The sequence below is a fragment of the Arthrobacter sp. CAN_A2 genome (assembly GCF_015752045.1).
Taxonomy (GTDB): Bacteria; Actinomycetota; Actinomycetes; order Actinomycetales; family Micrococcaceae; genus Arthrobacter_D.
Map to the genome: position 1 here is coordinate 198,299 of NZ_JADOUS010000003.1, position 17,484 is coordinate 215,782.

The window sequence follows — 17,484 nt, forward strand, 5'->3', positions numbered from 1 at the left end:
GGGAGGGGAAGGGGTGGTTGCTACGCTTCGGCCATGGACGCCTCCCCGATCGCCGGCCTCGACACCACCACCGCGCGGGCGGCGGTGGACGGCCCGTGGGACGGCGCCGTGAACGCCAGGGACCTCGGGGGCGTCGGGGGATCCGTCCAGGCGGGCCGGCTCTTCCGGATGGGCAGGAACGAGTGGGTCACGGCGTCGGGGTGGCGCCAGGCCTTGGAGCAGGGCGTCCGGACCGTCGTCGATCTCCGCCACCCCTTCGAGCTCGGCCGCCGGGGAGCGGACCCGCTCGTCGGACCGGACGCCGTCGAGCGTTTCAGGTTCCTCAACCTCCCGACGGAGGACCAGTCGGATGAGGAGTTCATGGCGCTCTGCGGACCGTATCTCAGTTCGCCGGAGCACTACGGGGAGAACCTCAGGCGGTGGCCCGAGAAATTCGTCCGCGTGGCCCGGGCCTTCGTCGCGGCTCCGCCCGGGGGAGTGGTGATCCACTGCGCCGCGGGGAGGGACCGCACCGGACTCGTGGTCGCCCTGCTGCTCAGCGCAGCGGGGATAGGGTCCTCGGCGATCATCGCCGACTACGCACGCGCCGTCACCACCATGAACGAGCGCTACCGCGGCCAGGAGACGCCGCACGAGACGCCGAAGACCGACGCCGAGCTGGCGGTCTGGCTCCTCCGGGCGCGGGGACACCTCGAGGACCTGCTGTCATCGCTCGACGCCGCGCAGTTCCTCCGTGACGCCGGTCTGACGGCGCAGGAACTCGCGGACCTGAGGGCGCGTCTGACGAGCCCCGCGTGGCCGCTCTAGCGCTGGAGCTGGGAGAAGTTCACCAAGCTGCGGACGGAGGGGAAGTAGCCGGACCGGTAGCCCTCGATGGTGGGGTGCAGGTTGTCCGCCGCGCCGGGCGTGAAGGTGATCCAGGGGTCCGTGGAACCGAGCCCGTGTCCTTCGAACTTCTGCACCAGGTCGACGTATGTGAAGCCATGGGCCTCGGCCTGGTCCCTGATCACGGCGTTCACGGCGTCCGTGGCATCGTTGAACGCTGTCTGCGACGCCACGGGCAGGACGACAGGCGTCCCCGCCTCGGGAGAGAACAGGTGCGGATAGCCGGTCACCACCACGGTGGCGCGGGGCGCGGCGGAACCGATCGTGCCGTACAGCGCGTCGAGGTTGCGTTCCAGCGCCGGCAGGGCGGTCGCGTTCTGGACCGCGATGAACTGCGCGCACTCCGCAGTGGGCCGGGTGGCACACACCCCGGCGGCCTGCCCGAAGCCCGCATCGTTACCGCCGGCGGAGACGGTCACGAGGTCCGTGGACGGGGAGAGGGCGCCGGACGCGACGACGCGTGCCACCTGTTCCGGCAGGTCCAGGGCGCCTCCCGCCTCGGTGGCCACCGTGGCGCCGGCGCAGGTGGCGTCGGCCACCAGCTCCACCTGCTTCTTCGTGTCGAGGATCCCGGGCAGGCCCAGGGGCGTCTGGCCGCAGGCGTTCACATAGGAGCCGGCACCGAATCCCGAGGCGTACGAGTCCCCGAGCGCCACATAGGACAGCGGCGCGGGTGGGGCGGCTGCAACGGGACCCGCGGCGCCCCCGATCAGGGCTGCAGCGGCCGCCGCGGCAAGGGCGACGAGCCTGGTGGGCCGGATCCTGGTGGGGTGCCTCGTGATGGTCATGGGCTCACCGTACCGGGGACCGGCCGGTCCAGGAGCAGGTTCGTGATGCGCAGCGTGCACAGGCGCCGTCCGGCGTCGTCGGTGATCAGCACCTCGTGGGTGGTGAGGGTCCGGCCGAGGTGGATCGGCGTCGCCGTGACGGTGACGGTGCCTTCCCGCACGCTCCGGTGGTGGGTCGCCGACACGTCGACGCCCACCGCCGTCCTGCCGAGGGTGGACGCGTGGATCACGGCGGCCCAGGACCCCACGGCCTCACCGACGGCGAGGGACGCGCCGCCGTGAAGGAGTCCGAAGGACTGGCGGTTGCCCTCGACGGGCATGGTTGCCACCACCCGCTCGACGGACTGTTCGACGATGGACACACCCATCCGCTCGTCGAGCTCTCCGAGGGTGATCGTCCAGGGGGGTAGGGATTCGTGCGTCACGGCGTGCTGCTCCTGAGGATCGATTCGTGGGTCGTCCGCCACTCTAGCGCCGGGCGGACCTCGCCGAGGGAGGGCCGCTTCCATAACGATCCGATCACGGGGTGATGGCGATTACCGCGTTGACCTGCGGTGATGCCGACCCCGCAACCGCGGATCCGACCGTGGAAGCGCTCCCACTTGACAGTGTCCTACGTCACAGTCACGATGGGAACTCAGCGTGAGAGCGCTCCCACCGGGGTCGTCCCGGGAGGGGCACGCACCCTTCGCCGGCACCACCCATCGCATCCGCGGAGGGCTCACTCGTGCGCTCCCGCAAACGTCGGCGCCTTCGACATCCTGACGAAAGCGCACCAGCCGACGGTCCAGCCTGTGTCCCCGCGGACGTGGGTGCCACCAGGAAGTCCCGACCCAGGATCCGCTGCAGACGCAGCGGACCCGAGCTGACAAAGGAGTCACCCGTGCAGAACCGAGCACGAATCACCGCCCTCTCGGCCGCAGCCGCATGCCTCGCCCTGACCCTCACCGCCTGTGGTTCGGGCGGGGAGGAGAACGCCGGAGTGGAGGGGGAGACGGGCACCGAGAACGTCACCCTCTCGGTCGGCACGTTCAACGAATTCGGTTACGAGGAGCTCTTCACCGAATACGAGGAGCTCAACCCGAATGTCACGATCGAGCACAAGAAGGCCGCCACCTCGAACGAGGCCCGCGACAACCTCACCACGCGGCTCGCCGCCGGTTCCGGTCTCTCCGACATCGAGGGTATCGAGGTGGACTGGCTTCCTGAGCTGCTCGAGTACCCCGACCAGTTCGCGGACCTCTCCGACCCCGCCGTCGAGGGCCGCTGGCTGGACTGGAAGACCGCCGCCGCCACCACCGAGGACGGCGCCCTTATCGGCTACGGCACCGACGCGGGACCCCAGGCCGTCTGCTACCGCGCGGACCTGTTCGAGAAGGCTGGGCTCCCGAGCGACCGCGAGTCCGTCGCGGAGATGCTCGACGGCTCGTGGCAGGACTACTTCGACGCCGGCGAGGAGTTCGTCGCGGCGAGCGACGGCGTGGCCTGGTTCGACTCCGCCGGAGCGACCTACCAGGGCATGGTCAACCAGGTCCAGAACGCCTACGAGGACAACGACGGCACGGTCATCGCCACCGAGAACCCCGAGGTCAAGGACATCTACGAGCAGGTCCTGGAGGCCTCGGTCACCGACGGCCTGTCAGCGCACCTCACCCAGTGGGAGGACGACTGGGTGGCGAGCTTCCAGTCCGATGCGTTCGCCACGAAGCTCTGCCCGGGCTGGATGCTCGGGGTCATCGAGGGCAACGCCGAGGGCGTCGAGGGCTGGGACATCGCCGATGTCTTCCCCGGCGGCGGCGGCAACTGGGGCGGCTCCTACCTGACCGTCCCCACCCAGGGCGCCCACCAGGCCGAGGCCAAGAAGCTCGCGGACTGGCTGACGGCCCCCGAGCAGCAGATCAAGGCCTTCGAGTCGAAGGGCACGTTCCCCAGCCAGGTCGATGCGCTCGAGAGCGACGCACTCCTCGGCCAGACCGACGCGTTCTTCAACGACGCCCCGACCGGCGAGATCCTCGCCAACCGGGCCACCGCCGTCGAGATCACGCCGTTCAAGGGCCCCAAGTACTTCGCGATCAACGACGCGATGCAGCAGGCCCTCACCCGCGTCGACGTCGACAAGACCGACGACGCGGCCTCCTCCTGGGAGAAGTTCGTCACCGCTGTAGGCGCTCTGTAGCCAATGGCTGTCACGGACCGGGTCCCATCCCCGCCCCCCACGGACGAGCAGGCGTCACACGCCAGGAGCGTGAAGCGGCTGGTCTTCTCCCGGAAGGTGTCGACGTGGGACGTCAGGCTGTCTCCGTATCTCTACATCTCCCCGTTCTTCCTGCTGTTCGCCGTCACGGGCCTGTTCCCCCTGCTCTACACCGCATGGGTCTCGCTCCACGACTGGAACCTCATCGGGGGGCAGGGCGCCTTCACGGGGCTGGAGAACTTCCAGTTCGTCCTCGCGCAGCCGTTCTTCTGGAACGCGGTAGGCAATACGTTCAGCATCTTCCTCCTCTCGTCGGTCCCGCAGGTCGTCCTCGCCATCGCCATCGCGGCGGTGCTCGACGCCAACCTCCGGGCCAGGACGTTCTGGAGGATGGGCGTCCTCGTCCCCTTCGTGGTGGCCCCCGTGGCGGTGGGGCTGATCTTCAACAACCTGTTCGCTGACCAGGCCGGCCTGGTCAACGAGCTGTTGACGGGGATGGGGCTGGACCCGGTCCGCTGGCACTCCGACTCCCTCGCGAGTCACGCGGCCATCGCCACGATGGTCAACTTCCGCTGGACCGGCTACAACGCGCTGATCTTCCTCGCCGCCATGCAGGCCGTCCCCAGGGACGTCTACGAGGCGGCGACCATCGACGGCGCCGGGCGGCTCCGCCAGTTCTTCTCCGTCACCGTCCCGATGCTGCGGCCGACCATCATCTTCGTGGTCATCACCGCGACCATCGGGGGCCTCCAGATCTTCGACGAGGCACGGGTCTTCGACCAGGCGGGCCTCGGCGGTGCGGACCGGCAGTGGCAAACGCTCACCATGTACATCTGGGAGCTCGGCTGGGGCCAGCGCAACTTCGGCAGGGCATCGGCCGTCGCCTGGCTGCTGTTCCTGATCATCGTGGTGATCGCGATGGCCAACTTCCTCATCACCCGCCGCATCGCAAGCCAGGGAGGCCGACGATGAGTTCCATCCCCATGATCGAGCAGACCGCGGGCAAGGGGGCCGCGCGCGCCGCCAGGCGGGGCCTCGGCGCACGACGCCGCGGCGCGCCGGGCGGGACCATGCGCCGCCCCGGCTTCCTCACCTACGGATTCCTCGGAGCAGTGATCCTCGGATCGGTCTTCCCGCTCTGGTGGTCCTTCCTGGTCGGGAGCCACGACAGCTCGGTGATCAGCCAGGGCGTCCCCCTGGTGCCCGGCGGCAACTTCCTCGCCAACGCGGCCACCGTGCTGGACAGCATCCCGTTCTGGAAGGCGCTCGGCAACAGCATGATCGTCTCGACGGTCACGGCAGCCTCGGTCGTCCTCTTCTCCACGCTCGCCGGGTTCGCCTTCGCGAAGCTCCGGTTCCGGGGGAGCAAGGGGCTGCTGGTGTTCGTGGTCGCCACGATGGCCGTCCCCACCCAGCTCGGCGTGGTGCCGCTGTTCATCGTGATGGCGAAGCTCGGCTGGACCGGGTCGTTGTGGGCGGTGATCGTGCCCGGCGTCGTCACGGCGTTCGGTGTCTTCTGGATGACGCAGTACCTCCGCGACGCGCTGCCCGATGAGCTGATCGAGGCCGTGCGCATCGACGGGGCCTCGATGATCCAGGCGTTCTGGTACCTCGGGCTGCCCGCGGCGCGCCCGGCGGCCGCTATGCTCGCCCTGTTCACGTTCGTCGCCACCTGGACCAACTTCTTCTGGCCGTTCATCGTGCTGGACCCGTCCAACCCCACCCTCCCGGTGGCACTGCAGCTGCTCCAGGCCGCGCACTTCGTCGACTACTCGATCGTGCTCGCCGGAGCGGTGCTCTCGACCATCCCGCTCCTGCTCCTCTTCGCAGTCGCAGGACGCCAACTCGTTTCCGGAATCATGCAAGGAGCAGTCAAAGGATGAGCAGTACCGAGATCACCTTCCCCGAGGGCTTCCTCTGGGGCGCGGCGACCGCCGCCTACCAGATCGAGGGCGGGGCCCGCGACGGCGGCCGCGGTCCGTCCATCTGGGACACGTTCTCCCGCGTCCCGGGCGCCGTGGCGGACGCCCACACCGGCGACGTCGCCTGCGACCACTACCACCGCTCGGCCGACGACGTCGCGCTGATGAAAAGCCTGAACCTGCAGGCCTACCGCTTCTCGACGTCCTGGTCCCGCTGCATGCCGGACGGCGTCACGCCGAACGTCGAGGGCATCCGCTTCTACTCCCGGCTCGTCGACCAGCTGATCGACGCCGGGATCAAGCCCTGGCTCACCCTGTACCACTGGGACCTCCCGCAGGCCCTCGAGAACACGGGCGGCTGGACCAACCGCGACACGGCCTACCGCTTCGCCGAGTACGCAGCGGTGATGCACGAGGCCCTCGGTGACCGTGTCCGCATCTGGACGACGCTCAACGAGCCCTGGTGCGCGGCCTTCCTCGGCTACGCCGCCGGCGTGCACGCGCCCGGCCGACAGGAGCCGACGGCGGCCCTCGCCGCCGCGCACCACCTCCTGCTGGGGCACGGCCTGGCGACGCAGGAGCTGCGCCGCCGGGACGCGGACGCGACCCTTGGCATCACGCTGAACCTCACGGTCCCGGATCCCGTGGACCCGAGCAGCGAGGCGGACCGCGACGCCGCCCGGCGGATCGACGGGCAGTTCAACCGCATCTTCCTCGACCCCGTGCTGCGGGCCGCCTACCCCGAGGACGTCCTCCGCGACGTCGAGCACCTGGGGATGGCCGACCATATCCGGGCGGGGGACCTGGACGTCATCGGCACCCCCATCGACGTGCTGGGCGTGAACTACTACCATGGCGAGGCCGTGACCATGACGCCCGCGGACGAGGCCGCACCGCAGGAGGGCCACGCCCCGCTCGAGCGCCCGGTCTCCTCGCCCTACGTGGCCGCGCACGGTGTCCGCTCGGTCCCGCGGGGGCTGCCCGTGACGGCCATGGACTGGGAGGTCCAGCCCGAGGGGCTCCGCCGCCTGCTCAACCGCCTGCAGGACGAGTACACCGGGCCGGCCGGCATCCCGATCTACGTCACGGAGAACGGCGCCGCCTACGACGACGTCCCGGACGCCGACGGATTCGTGGACGACCAGGACCGCCTCGGCTTCTTCGACGTCCATGTCCGGGCCATGAAGGACGCCATCGACGACGGCGTGGACCTCCGCGGCTATCTCGCGTGGTCCCTCATGGACAACTTCGAGTGGGCCTGGGGCTACCACCAGCGCTTCGGCCTGGTCCGGGTGGACTACGAGACGCTCGAGCGCACCCCGAAGGCGAGTGCCCTCTGGTACGCGCGCCTGGCCGCCACCAACACCGTGCCGGCCATCGCCTCGACGCAGGACGCCGGGACGGCGGGTGTCGTATTGTCGGGATGATGAACACGTCTCCGCCCCGGTCGCTGCGCCGGACCGCAAGCCGCCCTAGCCCCACGCTGGAGGATCTTGCGCTGGCGGCCGGGGTGTCGCGGTCCACGGCGTCGCGCGCCATCAACGGCGGCGACCGCGTCAGCCCCGAGGCCCAGGCCGCGGTGGACCGCGCCGTCGTGGACCTCGGATACATCCCGAACCGGGCGGCCCGCAGCCTCGTGACGCGCCGGACGTCCTCGATCGCCCTGGTCATCCCCGAACCGGACGTCCGCGTCATGATGGATCCCTTCTTCGCCGTCGTCATCACCGGCATCACGGAGGCCCTCCGCGAGACCGACGTGCAGCTGGTGCTGCTGATGTCGCGGACCGACGACGACTCCTCCCGCACCCTGCGCTACCTGCGGGGCGGGCACGTGGACGGCGCCATCGTGGTCTCGCACCACGAGGCCGACTCCTGGGCGAGATCGCTCGCCCAGACGGGCCTCCCCACCATCTTCATCGGCCGGCCGTGGGACACGGCCTCCGAGGTCACCTATGTGGATTCCGACAATGTGGGCGGTGGCCGGCTGGCGGCGCAGCACCTCTTCGGGATCGGACGCCGCCGCCTCGCGACGATCGCCGGCCCCGCCGACATGACGGCCGCCGTCGACCGCCTGCGCGGCTGGAACGAGGGACTCGCCGCGGCGGGGCTCCCCGCCTCGCCCGTGGCGTACGGCGACTTCACCACCGACGGCGGCGCCGACGCGGCCCGCAGGCTGCTCGCCGACCACCCGGACATCGACGGCATCTTCGCGGCGTCGGACCTCATGGCGCTCGGCGTGGTGGAAGCCCTCCGTGCCGCGGGGAAGACCGTCCCCGGGGACATCGCCGTGATGGGCTACGACAACCATGCGGTCGCCGAGACGGCGCCGACGCCCCTCACCACGATCACGCAGCCCATGGTCGAGATGGCCGTGAGGGCGGGGAGGATGCTCCTCGAGGAGATCGAGGCCCCGGGCTCGCACCCGGAGCCCGTCATCTACTCGACGGAGCTCGTCGAGCGGGCCAGCACCGCCGTGGCTCCCACCGCGTCCGCGGCGAACGCGTAGTCCCAGGCGATGTCGCGCCAGCGCGAGTAGCGGCCGCTGGCCCCGCCGTGGCCGCCGTCCATCTCCGTCTTCAGGACGATCGGTTCGGTGCCCGTGGTCGTCTCGCGCAGCTGGGCCACCCATTTCGCGGGCTCCACGTACAGCACCCGCGTGTCATTGAAGCTGGTCACTGCGGCGATGCGCGGGTAGGCGACGGGGCGCACGGTCTCGTAGGGCGTGTACTCCTTCATGTAGCGGTACACCGCCGGGTCCGTGATCGGGTTGCCCCACTCCTCCCACTCGAGCGCCGAGAGCGGCAGTTCCGGGTCGAGGATCGTCGTGAGGGCGTCCACGAAGGGCACCTGCGCCACGATCGCCCGGTACTTCTCCGGGGCCAGGTTCGCGACGGCGCCCATGAGCAGCCCTCCCGCGGACCCGCCCATCGCCGCGATCCGGTGGGCGTCCACCCACCCCGAAGTGCCGAGGTAGGTCGTGGCGTCCACGAAGTCCGTGAACGTGTTCTTCTTGGCGAGCTTCTTGCCCTGTTCGTACCAGCTGCGGCCCATCTCGCCGCCGCCCCGGATGTGCGCGACGACGAAGACGACGCCCCGGTCCAGCAGGGAGAGCCGGGCGATCGAGAACCCCGGATCCATGCTGACCTCGTAGCTGCCGTACGCGTAGATCAGGCCGGGATTGGTGCCGTCCTGGGCGAGGTCCGCGCGGCGGACCACGGAGAGCGGGATCAGCGTCCCGTCCGCGGCCGGGGCCCAGTGCCGTTCGGCGACGTAGTCCGCGGGGTCGTAGCCCCCGCGCACCTCGGTCTCCTTCCGCAGCTCCAGCGACCCGTCCTCGAGCACGTAGTCGTAGACGCGCGGCGGCGTGAGGTAGGAGGAGTAGGAGAGCCGGATGATCGGGGAGTCGAACTCGGCATTGGCGAGGTTGCTCGTGAACAGCTCCTCGTCGAAGTCCGGTTCCGCCGGCGCGCCCTGCCCGGGCGTCCCGAGGCCGGCCAGGGGCAGGACCTGCACGCGCTCGATGGTGTCCTTCCGGACGGACAGGACGAGGTGGGTGCGGGTGACGGTGGCGCCTTCGACGCGGACGGCGTCGTCGTGCGGCAAGACCGTCGTCCACGACTGTTCGGCGAGCGGCCTGGCGAACTCGCCCGCGGCCACGAGGCTCACCATCGAGTTCTTCGCGTCGCGGTCGTGGGTGAGCAGGTAGTGCGGTGCGCCGTCGACGGTGACCGGCTCGACGTCGTACAGGATGCGCTCGTCGCGGGAGAGCAGCGTGGTCAGCCCCCGCTCCGGCGCGGCCAGGTCGAGGACGCGGTACTCGCTGTACTCGGAGCAGCCGATGCTGATGAGCAGCCGCGTGCGGTCGGCAGAGACCTCGAACCCGGTCCACAGTGCGACGTCGTCCTCCTGGTAGACGACGTCGTCGTCCGTCACGGGGGTGCCGAGCGTGTGCGCGCGCACCTGGTAGGGACGCCAGGAGTCGTCGACGACGGTGTAGTAGACCCGCGTGCCGTCCGGGGAGAAGGCCAGGCCGTAGAAGACGTTCGGCACGGCGTCGGGCAGCAGCTCCCCGGTCCCGAGGTCCTTGATGCGCAGGGTGAAGCGCTCGTCGCCGGCGTTGTCCTCGCTGTAGGCGAGCAGCGTGCCGTCCTCGGTGACGGACAGGCCGCCCAGGGAGAAGAACGGCTTGCCCTCAGCGAGCTCGTTGCCGTCGAGCATGACCTGCTCGCCGGGGACGGGCTGCCCGGGGACCACCACGGGCGGCGTCCAGTCGCGGCTGAGGTCGCCGGTGTCCTGGGCGGCCACCCGGCACTGGATGCCGTACTGCTTGCCCTCCTCGGTGCGGGAGTAGTACCACCAGCCCTTCTTCCGGGCGGGGACGGACAGGTCCGTCTCCTGCGTCCGGTCCCTGATCTCGCCGAAGATGGCCTCGCGCAGCGGCTCCTGGCCGCGGGTGACGGCCTCGGTGTAGGCGTTCTCACGCTTGAGGTGCTCGATCAGCTCCGGGCTCTCCTTGTCGCGCATCCACTCGTAGTGGTCGATGAACGTGTCCCCGTGGTGGGTGCGCTCGGAGGGCACCTTCCGGGCGGGTGAGGGGACAGGGAGAGGTACACGAGCGGCGTCAGCGGTCATGGCTTCCATCTTGCCACTGCCTCGTCGCCGCCGGTCCGCCGGCGGTCCGCCGCCGGGCTCGGACGGGCGCCGGCGGGTGTGCCGCCCCGGACGGTTGACCGTGCTGGGCGGCCGTGCAATTCTGGAGCAGGCCTTTACAGAACGAACGTTCGGTAATTCGTTCGACAGGAGCGGGCCGACCACGACGACGAGGGAGACGAACATGGCCGAGGCTTTCCTGGTGGGTGGCGTCCGCACCCCCGTGGGCCGCTACGGCGGAGCCCTCTCGAGCGTCCGGCCGGACGACCTCGCCGCGCTCGTGCTCTCCGCCGTCGTGCAGCGCGCCGGCCTCGACCCGGCCGCCGTCGACGAGGTGATCCTCGGCAACGCCAACGGCGCGGGGGAGGAGAACCGCAACGTCGCACGGCTCGCCTCCCTCCTGGCGGGCTTCCCGGACGGCGTCCCCGGCATCACCGTCAACCGGCTCTGCGCCTCGGGTCTCTCCGCCATCATCATGGCGTCCCACATGGTCAAAGCCGGGGCCGCGGACGTCGTCATCGCCGGCGGGGTCGAGTCCATGAGCCGCGCGCCGTGGGTCATGGAGAAGCCCACCAGGGCGTTCGCGAAGCCGGGCGCCGTGGTCGATACCTCGATCGGGTGGCGCTTCACCAACCCGCTGCTCGCCGCCCGCGACAAGGCCACCTACTCGATGCCCGAGACCGCCGAGGAACTCGCGGCGCTGGACCGCATCACGCGCGACGACGCCGACGCCTTCGCGCTCCGGTCCCACCAGCGGGCGCTCGCGGCCATCGAGGCCGGGCGCTTCGCGGACGAGATCGTCCCCGTGCAGGTGGACCGCGGCAGGACGTCCTTCTCGGTGGACACCGACGAAGGGCCACGCGCCGACACGACCCTCGAGGCGCTCGCGGGGCTCCGCCCCGTGGTCCGGCCGGACGGGATCGTCACCGCTGGCAACTCGAGCTCGCTGAACGACGGCGCGTCCGCCGTCATCGTCGCCTCGGAGGCGGCCATCGCGCGGTACGGCCTGACGCCGCGCGCCCGCATCCTCGACGGTGCGTCCGCGGGCGTCCCGCCGGAGATCATGGGCATCGGCCCGGTACCGGCCACGCAGAAGGTGCTCGAACGCACCGGGCTCACCGTCGCCGAGCTCGGCGCCGTCGAACTCAACGAGGCGTTCGCGACCCAGTCGCTCGCGTGCATCCGCCGGCTCGGGCTCGACGAGTCGATCGTGAACCGGGACGGCGGGGCGATCGCGCTCGGCCACCCCCTCGGCTCCTCGGGCGCCCGGATCGCCGTCACCCTGCTCGGCAGGCTCGAACGCGAACTCGCCGGCCCGGCCCGGCGCCTGGGCCTCGCGACCATGTGCGTCGGCGTCGGCCAGGGCACCGCCATGCTCGTCGAGGCCGTCTGATGCCGTCCTCCCTCAAGCTCACCGACGCACCCGACCGGCTCGTCGTCGAACTGCACCGGCCGGAGGTCCGCAACGCGATCGACCGCCGGATGGTCGACGAGCTGCACGCCGTGTGCGAGGACCTCGAGGGGTCTCCGCGCACGCTCATCCTCACCGGGTCCGACGGCGTCTTCGCCTCGGGCGCCGATATCGCCGAGCTGCGCGAGCGCCGACGCGACGACGCCCTCGCCGGCATCAACTCCACGCTCTTCGCGCGCATCGCCGCACTGCCCATGCCCGTCATCGCGGCCCTCGACGGGTTCGCGCTCGGCGGGGGCGCGGAACTCGCCTTCGCGGCGGACTTCCGCCTCGGGACGCCGCGCCTGAGGATCGGCAATCCGGAGACGGGCCTCGGCATCCTGCCCGCCGCCGGCGCCACCTGGCGGCTGAAGGAGCTGGTGGGGGAGCCCCTCGCCCTGGAGATCCTGCTCGCCGGGCGGATCCTCTCCGCCGAGGAGGCCCTGGATGCCCGGCTCATCACCGAGATCCACGCCCCGGAGGACCTCCTGGCGGCGGCCCACGCGCTCGCCGACCGCATCGGACGGCAGGACCCCCTCGCCGTCCGCATCACCAAGAGCGTCTTCCGTGCGCCCCGGGATGCGCACCCGGTGATCGACCAGCTGGCGCAGGCCGTCCTCTTCGAATCCGATGCGAAGTTCGACCGCATGCAGCGGTTCCTCGACCGGAAGAAGGGCTCATGAGCGGCGACCCCACCAGCACACGTGTCGGCATCCCCGCGCGCGTCGGCGTCCTCGGCGGCGGCCGCATGGGCGCCGGCATCGCCCACGCGTTCTGCCTCGCCGGGTCGAGCGTGGTCGTCGTCGAACGGGACGACGCCGCGGCGGACGCCGGCCTCGTCCGCGCCACCCGGGCGCTCGCGAGCAGTGTCGAGCGCGGGACGACGACGGCCCCGCTCGCGGAGCTCGAGGCCCGGATCTCCGTGTCCACGGACTACGCCTCCTTCGCCGGGTGCGCCCTCGTGGTGGAGGCCGTGCCGGAGGACCCCGCCCTGAAGCGGCAGGCGCTGCGGGCCGTCGAGGACGTGCTCGACGACGGCGCGTGGCTGGCGACGAACACCTCGTCCCTCTCCGTCGATTCCCTCGCGGGCGCCCTGCAGCGCCCCTCCCGGTTCTGCGGACTCCACTTCTTCAACCCCGTCCCGGCGTCGGCCCTGATCGAGGTGGTCCTCGGCACGGAGACCTCCGCCGACCTCGAGGAGGCTGCCCGGTCCTGGGTGGCCGCGCTCGGCAAGACGCCCGTCGTCGTCCGCGACTCTCCCGGGTTCGCGAGCTCGCGGCTCGGCGTGGCCATCGCGCTGGAGGCGATGCGCATGCTCGAGGAGGGCGTCGCCACGGCGGAGGACATCGACGCCGCGATGGTCCTCGGTTATCGGCACCCCGTGGGCCCGCTGCGCACCACGGACCTCGTGGGCCTGGACGTCCGCCTCGGCATCGCCGAATACCTCGAGTCCACCCTCGGACCCCGCTTCAGTCCGCCGGCGATCCTCCGCGACAAGGTGGCGCGCGGTGAGCTCGGCCGCAAGAGCGGCCGCGGCTTCTTCGACTGGGAGGACGCGCCGCCGTCGCCCGCCACCGACCAGGACCCCCAGCGCCCATCCCCGCAGCACCAGTGAAAGGCGAGCGGACCATGACAACCGCCCCGGAACGAGTACAGATCGACGTCGTCCCCAGCTTCCTCGAGGACTCCTGGTGGGCGCCCGAGCGGACGGCCGCTGCGGGAGACGGGATCGTGGTGCGCGACGCCAGCACCGGCGAGGAACTCGCCCTCGTCAGCACCGCCGGCATCGACACCGCCGCCGCGATCCGGTTCGCACGGACCACGGGCCAGGCGGCGCTCGGCCGGTTCACCTTCCACGAGCGCGCCCTGAAGCTCAAGGAGCTCGCGCAGTACCTGAACGCGCAGCGGGAGCCGCTGTACGACCTGTCGGCGAAGACCGGCGCCACCAGGGTCGATTCGATGGTGGACATCGACGGTGGCATCGGCGTGCTCTTCACCTTCGGGTCGAAGGGGCGCCGCGAGCTGCCCAACTCGCACGTGATCGTCGACGGCCCGCCCGAGGTGCTGTCCAAGGACGGCTCCTTCCTCGGCACGCACATCCACACGCGCATCCCCGGCGTCGCGGTGCAGATCAACGCGTTCAACTTCCCGGTGTGGGGCATGCTCGAGAAGCTCGCCCCCGCGTTCCTCGCCGGGGTGCCCACGATCGTGAAGCCGGCAACACCCACCGGGTTCCTGACCGCCGCCGTCGTGAAGCTCATCATCGGCTCCGCGATCCTCCCCGAGGGGTCCCTGCAGCTCATCTCGGGCCCGGCCCGCGACATCCTCGACCACCTCGACTACCGCGACCTCGTGTCCTTCACCGGCTCGGCGTCCACCGCCAACCACCTCAAGTCCCATCCGTCCGTCGAGCGCGGCGGCGTCCGCTTCACCTGCGAGACCGACTCCCTGAACGCGGCCATCCTCGGTCCGGACGCCGTGCCGGGCACCCCCGAGTTCGAGGCCTTCATCAAGTCCCTCGTCACCGAGATGACCGTCAAGGCCGGGCAGAAGTGCACGAGCATCCGGCGGTCCATCGTGCCGGAGGCGCTGGTCGACGACGTCGTGCGCGCCGCCGGTGAGCGGATCCGCTCCCGGGTGACGCTGGGGGACCCGCGGGCCGAGGGCGTCACCATGGGTGCGCTCGCCTCGCTCGCCCAGCTCGAGGGCGTGCAGGACGCCGTCCGCGAACTGCTCGACGGCGGGGCCTCCCTGGCCTTCGGCTCACTGGACGCGCCCGACGTCGTGCTCGCCGACAACACCACCGGCAAGGCCCCCGACGGCGCGTTCATGGAGCCGGTGCTGCTCACCTGGAAGGACGTCGAGGCCGGCGCCCTGCACTCCGTCGAGGCCTTCGGACCGGTCGCGTCCGTCATCGGCTACGACGACCTCGCGCACGCCGTCCGCCTCGCGGCCCTCGGCTCGGGCTCCCTCGTCGCCACGGTATGCACCAACGACCCGGCGGTGGCGCAGGAACTCGTGCTCGGGATCGCAGCCCACCACGGCCGCGTCCTCATCCTCAACCGCGAGGACGCCCGCAGTTCCACGGGCCACGGGTCGCCGGTCCCGCACCTCGTGCACGGAGGGCCGGGGCGCGCAGGCGGCGGCGAGGAGCTGGGCGGCATGCGCTCGGTGCTGCACCACATGCAGCGCACCGCCGTGCAGGGCTCGCCGAACATGCTGACGAGCATCACGGGGGAGTGGCACACGGGCGCGGACCGCCGGTTCGACGACTCCCACCCGTTCCGGAAGGACCTGGCGACGCTGCGCATCGGCGACGCCGTGCGGTCGGGGCTGCGCCGGGTGACGCTCGAGGACATCACGGCCTTCGCGGAGACCACCGGCGACACCTTCTTCGCCCACACCAACGAGGAGGCGGCGGCGGCGAACCCGTTCTTCCCGGGGATCGTGGCCCACGGGTACCTGCTGCTGTCCTGGGCTGCCGGCCTGTTCGTGGACCCCGCACCGGGACCCGTGCTCGCCAACTACGGCCTGGAGAACCTCCGGTTCCTCACGCCGGTCGCCGCGGAGGATTCCATCCGTGTGACACTGACGGCCAAGCGCATCACGCCGCGCGAGACGGACGAGTACGGCGAGGTCGCGTGGGACGCCGTCCTGCACAACCAGGACGACGAGATCGTGGCGACCTACGACGTCCTGACCCTCGTGCGGAAGTAGCGGGCGCCCCGCCTGTCGGGTCCTCGCCGCGGCTGCCCACTGACTGAGGGGTCCCGGTGGGCAGCAGTATTCATGCCCACCGGGACCGCTCAGTCGTCGGGCCGGCGTGAGGCGATGGCAGCCCGCACGAGTATCAGGAAGTGATCCGGGTGCCGAGTCAACAGGGCATGGGTCACCCGGAGGATCGGGATCCCCCGAGTGGTGAGCAGGTTCCAGCGGCGGCGGTCCTCCTCGAACTCGCGGCGGTCGCTGTGGTACTGCCGGCCGTCCGCCTCGATACCGAGGATGCCGTCGACGTACAGATCGAGCCGGCCCACGCCCTGGACGTACACCTGCGACTGTGTGCTGAAGCCTGCGGATCGGAGGTGGTAGCGGGCCACCGTCTCGATGACGGACTCGGAATGCGGATCGACGAGGCCGACAACCCGGCGAAGGGCCGCGTTTCTCTGTCCTCCCACCGCGTCCCGCAGCCGGGCGAGCGGGAGATGGCCCAGCACGACCGCGGATTCGACGATGCACAGCGCTTCGAGTTCGGGGAGGCAGCGCATCGCCTGCAGGCAGATCCGCAAGGGCGTGAGTGGTCCCTCCGATCGGTGCACGCGGAATCTGGCGTCGAGGGGGCGTCCGTGATTCACGCTCGCGTGGATCAGCGAAGGTTCCTGAAAGATCCAGAGACCGAGACCCTGCGCGGCACTGATGCAGGCGAGTTCTGCGTGCGCGCAGGTTGCCGTCAGGAGATCGCTGGTATGACCGGGTAGGCAGTACACGCCACGAACCGGACGGAGCACATCTCCGCGATCCAGGGCAAGCCTGAGCCTATGAGGGCTGACACCGGCCCGCAGAAGCTTCGTGCTGCGGGCTACGCCGCCGAGTGCTTCGAGTGCAGTGCGAGGGTCCATGAGAGGACCCTGCCGGCTTCTCCGCCTTCCGGTTCCACGAGACCGCCCTATGTGCACGGGGTATGCGCCGTCCTGCCCACCGGGTCCGGCTCACGTGGGCGGGGTATGCGCCGTCCTGCCCACCGGGTCCGGCTCACGTGGGCGGGACATGCGCCGTCCTGCCCATGGGGACCGGCGAGTCGGTGGGCATGACCGGTGTTGCCCACCGAGTACCGCACCTCAGCGGGCAGAACCGCGAAGGCGTGGAAGTAGCGGCGGGCAGAATCGCCGCAGAATGGGATCAGAGGCGCCGAGGCAGAGGCGGACGACGACGGCGGACCGGTCAGCGCCGGTGCAGGCCGTCGAACACCATGTGGATGACGTCGTCGGAGAGCTTCCCGGCGGTCAGGGGCCCGCCCGGCTTGTACCACTCGACGATCGAGTTGATGGTGCCGAAGATCAGGCGCGTGGTGGTCCTGGGGTCGATGTCCTTCCGGATGGACCCCTCGTGCCGCGCGGCATCGACGAGTGCCGCCACCTCGCGGTCGAAGGCCCGGCGCCGCTCCAGCGCCTCGCGCTCGATCTCCGTGTTGCCGCGAAGCCGCAGCAGCAGCGTGACGAAGGGGAGCCGTTCGGTCAGGACGGCGATGGTCCCCCGCAGCACGAATTCGAGTCGGGCGTCCGCGCGACCGGCGTGTGCCCCGGGATCCTGCAGCACGGACTCCAGGCCGCCCAGCGCATGATCGAGGGCCAGTCGCAGGAGGTCCCCCTTGGACGGCACGTGGTGGTAGATCGCGGACTTGCTGATGCCCAGTTCCTCGGCGAGCATCCCCATCGACGTCGCCTCGTAGCCGTGCCGGTTGAAGGCCGCGACCGCGACGGCGAGGACCGACTGCTGGTCGTACCCGGGGCGTCCACGCCGGGCGGTGGAGGCAGGGCGGGATCCATCGACGGTCATGCGCTCATTTTTGCACGACCGTTCGGTCGGTAGCCCGAGCGG

15 protein-coding genes and 1 pseudogene are annotated in these 17,484 nt (G+C 70.8%); 10 read left to right on the forward strand and 6 right to left on the reverse strand.

What is annotated here, in order from left to right; translation table 11 throughout:
- Nucleotides 1-33: 33 nt before the first annotated feature.
- Complete coding sequence (locus tag IWX63_RS05335; protein WP_199277114.1) at nucleotides 34-807, forward strand: tyrosine-protein phosphatase; 774 nt, start codon at nucleotides 34-36, stop codon at nucleotides 805-807.
- On the opposite strand, the gene IWX63_RS05340 is transcribed toward IWX63_RS05335, so the two are convergent.
- Nucleotides 804-1,673, reverse strand: coding sequence for an SGNH/GDSL hydrolase family protein (locus IWX63_RS05340; RefSeq protein ID WP_199277115.1), 870 nt, complete (start codon nucleotides 1,671-1,673; stop codon nucleotides 804-806). The genes IWX63_RS05335 and IWX63_RS05340 overlap by 4 nt on opposite strands.
- Entirely contained in the window at nucleotides 1,670-2,041 is a 372-nt protein-coding gene (locus IWX63_RS05345; RefSeq protein WP_334685677.1) for a hotdog fold thioesterase, read from the reverse strand. The genes IWX63_RS05340 and IWX63_RS05345 overlap by 4 nt, the downstream gene beginning before the upstream one ends.
- A 515-nt stretch (nucleotides 2,042-2,556) precedes the next feature.
- On the opposite strand from IWX63_RS05345, the gene IWX63_RS05350 reads away from it, so the two are divergent.
- Genes IWX63_RS05350 through IWX63_RS05370 form a run of 5 tightly spaced genes read left to right on the forward strand, consistent with a single transcriptional unit; the run spans nucleotide 2,557 to nucleotide 8,295 of the window.
- Entirely contained in the window at nucleotides 2,557-3,849 is a 1,293-nt protein-coding gene (locus IWX63_RS05350) for an ABC transporter substrate-binding protein (protein WP_199277117.1), read from the forward strand.
- Between the two features lie 3 nt (nucleotides 3,850-3,852).
- Nucleotides 3,853-4,839 (forward strand): carbohydrate ABC transporter permease, encoded by a 987-nt coding sequence (locus tag IWX63_RS05355; RefSeq protein ID WP_199277118.1) that lies wholly within the window; start codon nucleotides 3,853-3,855, stop codon nucleotides 4,837-4,839.
- Nucleotides 4,836-5,750: a carbohydrate ABC transporter permease gene (locus tag IWX63_RS05360; protein WP_199277119.1), complete on the forward strand. Its 915-nt coding sequence runs from the start codon at nucleotides 4,836-4,838 to the stop codon at nucleotides 5,748-5,750. The genes IWX63_RS05355 and IWX63_RS05360 overlap by 4 nt, the downstream gene beginning before the upstream one ends.
- A complete protein-coding gene (locus tag IWX63_RS05365) occupies nucleotides 5,747-7,216 on the forward strand; it encodes a GH1 family beta-glucosidase (RefSeq protein ID WP_199277120.1) in 1,470 nt (489 codons plus the stop codon). Before IWX63_RS05360 ends, IWX63_RS05365 begins: the two co-directional genes overlap by 4 nt.
- Nucleotides 7,216-8,295, forward strand: a complete 1,080-nt coding sequence (locus IWX63_RS05370) for a LacI family DNA-binding transcriptional regulator (protein ID WP_442859102.1) — start codon at nucleotides 7,216-7,218, stop codon at nucleotides 8,293-8,295. The genes IWX63_RS05365 and IWX63_RS05370 overlap by 1 nt, the downstream gene beginning before the upstream one ends.
- On the opposite strand, the gene IWX63_RS05375 is transcribed toward IWX63_RS05370, so the two are convergent.
- Nucleotides 8,226-10,421 (reverse strand): S9 family peptidase, encoded by a 2,196-nt coding sequence (locus tag IWX63_RS05375; protein WP_199277122.1) that lies wholly within the window; start codon nucleotides 10,419-10,421, stop codon nucleotides 8,226-8,228. The two genes, IWX63_RS05370 and IWX63_RS05375, sit on opposite strands and share 70 nt — an antisense overlap.
- Nucleotides 10,422-10,623: 202 nt before the next feature.
- On the opposite strand from IWX63_RS05375, the gene IWX63_RS05380 reads away from it, so the two are divergent.
- From IWX63_RS05380 to paaZ, 4 genes are read left to right on the forward strand one after another with little or no spacing between them, the layout of a single operon-like run.
- The gene (locus IWX63_RS05380; protein WP_199277123.1) at nucleotides 10,624-11,832 is read left to right on the forward strand and encodes a thiolase family protein; all 1,209 of its coding nucleotides are present in this window, start codon (nucleotides 10,624-10,626) and stop codon (nucleotides 11,830-11,832) included.
- Entirely contained in the window at nucleotides 11,832-12,572 is a 741-nt protein-coding gene (locus IWX63_RS05385; protein ID WP_199277124.1) for an enoyl-CoA hydratase/isomerase family protein, read from the forward strand. Before IWX63_RS05380 ends, IWX63_RS05385 begins: the two co-directional genes overlap by 1 nt.
- Nucleotides 12,569-13,504: a 3-hydroxyacyl-CoA dehydrogenase family protein gene (locus tag IWX63_RS05390; RefSeq protein WP_199277125.1), complete on the forward strand. Its 936-nt coding sequence runs from the start codon at nucleotides 12,569-12,571 to the stop codon at nucleotides 13,502-13,504. The genes IWX63_RS05385 and IWX63_RS05390 overlap by 4 nt, the downstream gene beginning before the upstream one ends.
- Before the next feature lie 14 nt (nucleotides 13,505-13,518).
- A complete protein-coding gene (gene paaZ / locus IWX63_RS05395) occupies nucleotides 13,519-15,606 on the forward strand; it encodes a phenylacetic acid degradation bifunctional protein PaaZ (protein WP_199277126.1) in 2,088 nt (695 codons plus the stop codon).
- An 89-nt stretch (nucleotides 15,607-15,695) separates the two neighbouring features.
- On the opposite strand, the gene IWX63_RS05400 is transcribed toward paaZ, so the two are convergent.
- From IWX63_RS05400 to IWX63_RS05405, 3 genes and pseudogenes are all read right to left on the reverse strand, one after another.
- On the reverse strand, nucleotides 15,696-16,205 hold the full coding sequence (locus IWX63_RS05400; RefSeq protein ID WP_199277127.1) for a hypothetical protein: 510 nt from the start codon (nucleotides 16,203-16,205) through the stop codon (nucleotides 15,696-15,698).
- A gap of 165 nt (nucleotides 16,206-16,370) precedes the next feature.
- A pseudogene (locus IWX63_RS16925) lies at nucleotides 16,371-16,505 on the reverse strand (hypothetical protein); the annotation flags it as partial.
- A gap of 322 nt (nucleotides 16,506-16,827) precedes the next feature.
- Entirely contained in the window at nucleotides 16,828-17,442 is a 615-nt protein-coding gene (locus IWX63_RS05405; RefSeq protein WP_199277128.1) for a TetR/AcrR family transcriptional regulator, read from the reverse strand.
- Nucleotides 17,443-17,484: the final 42 nt, after the last annotated feature.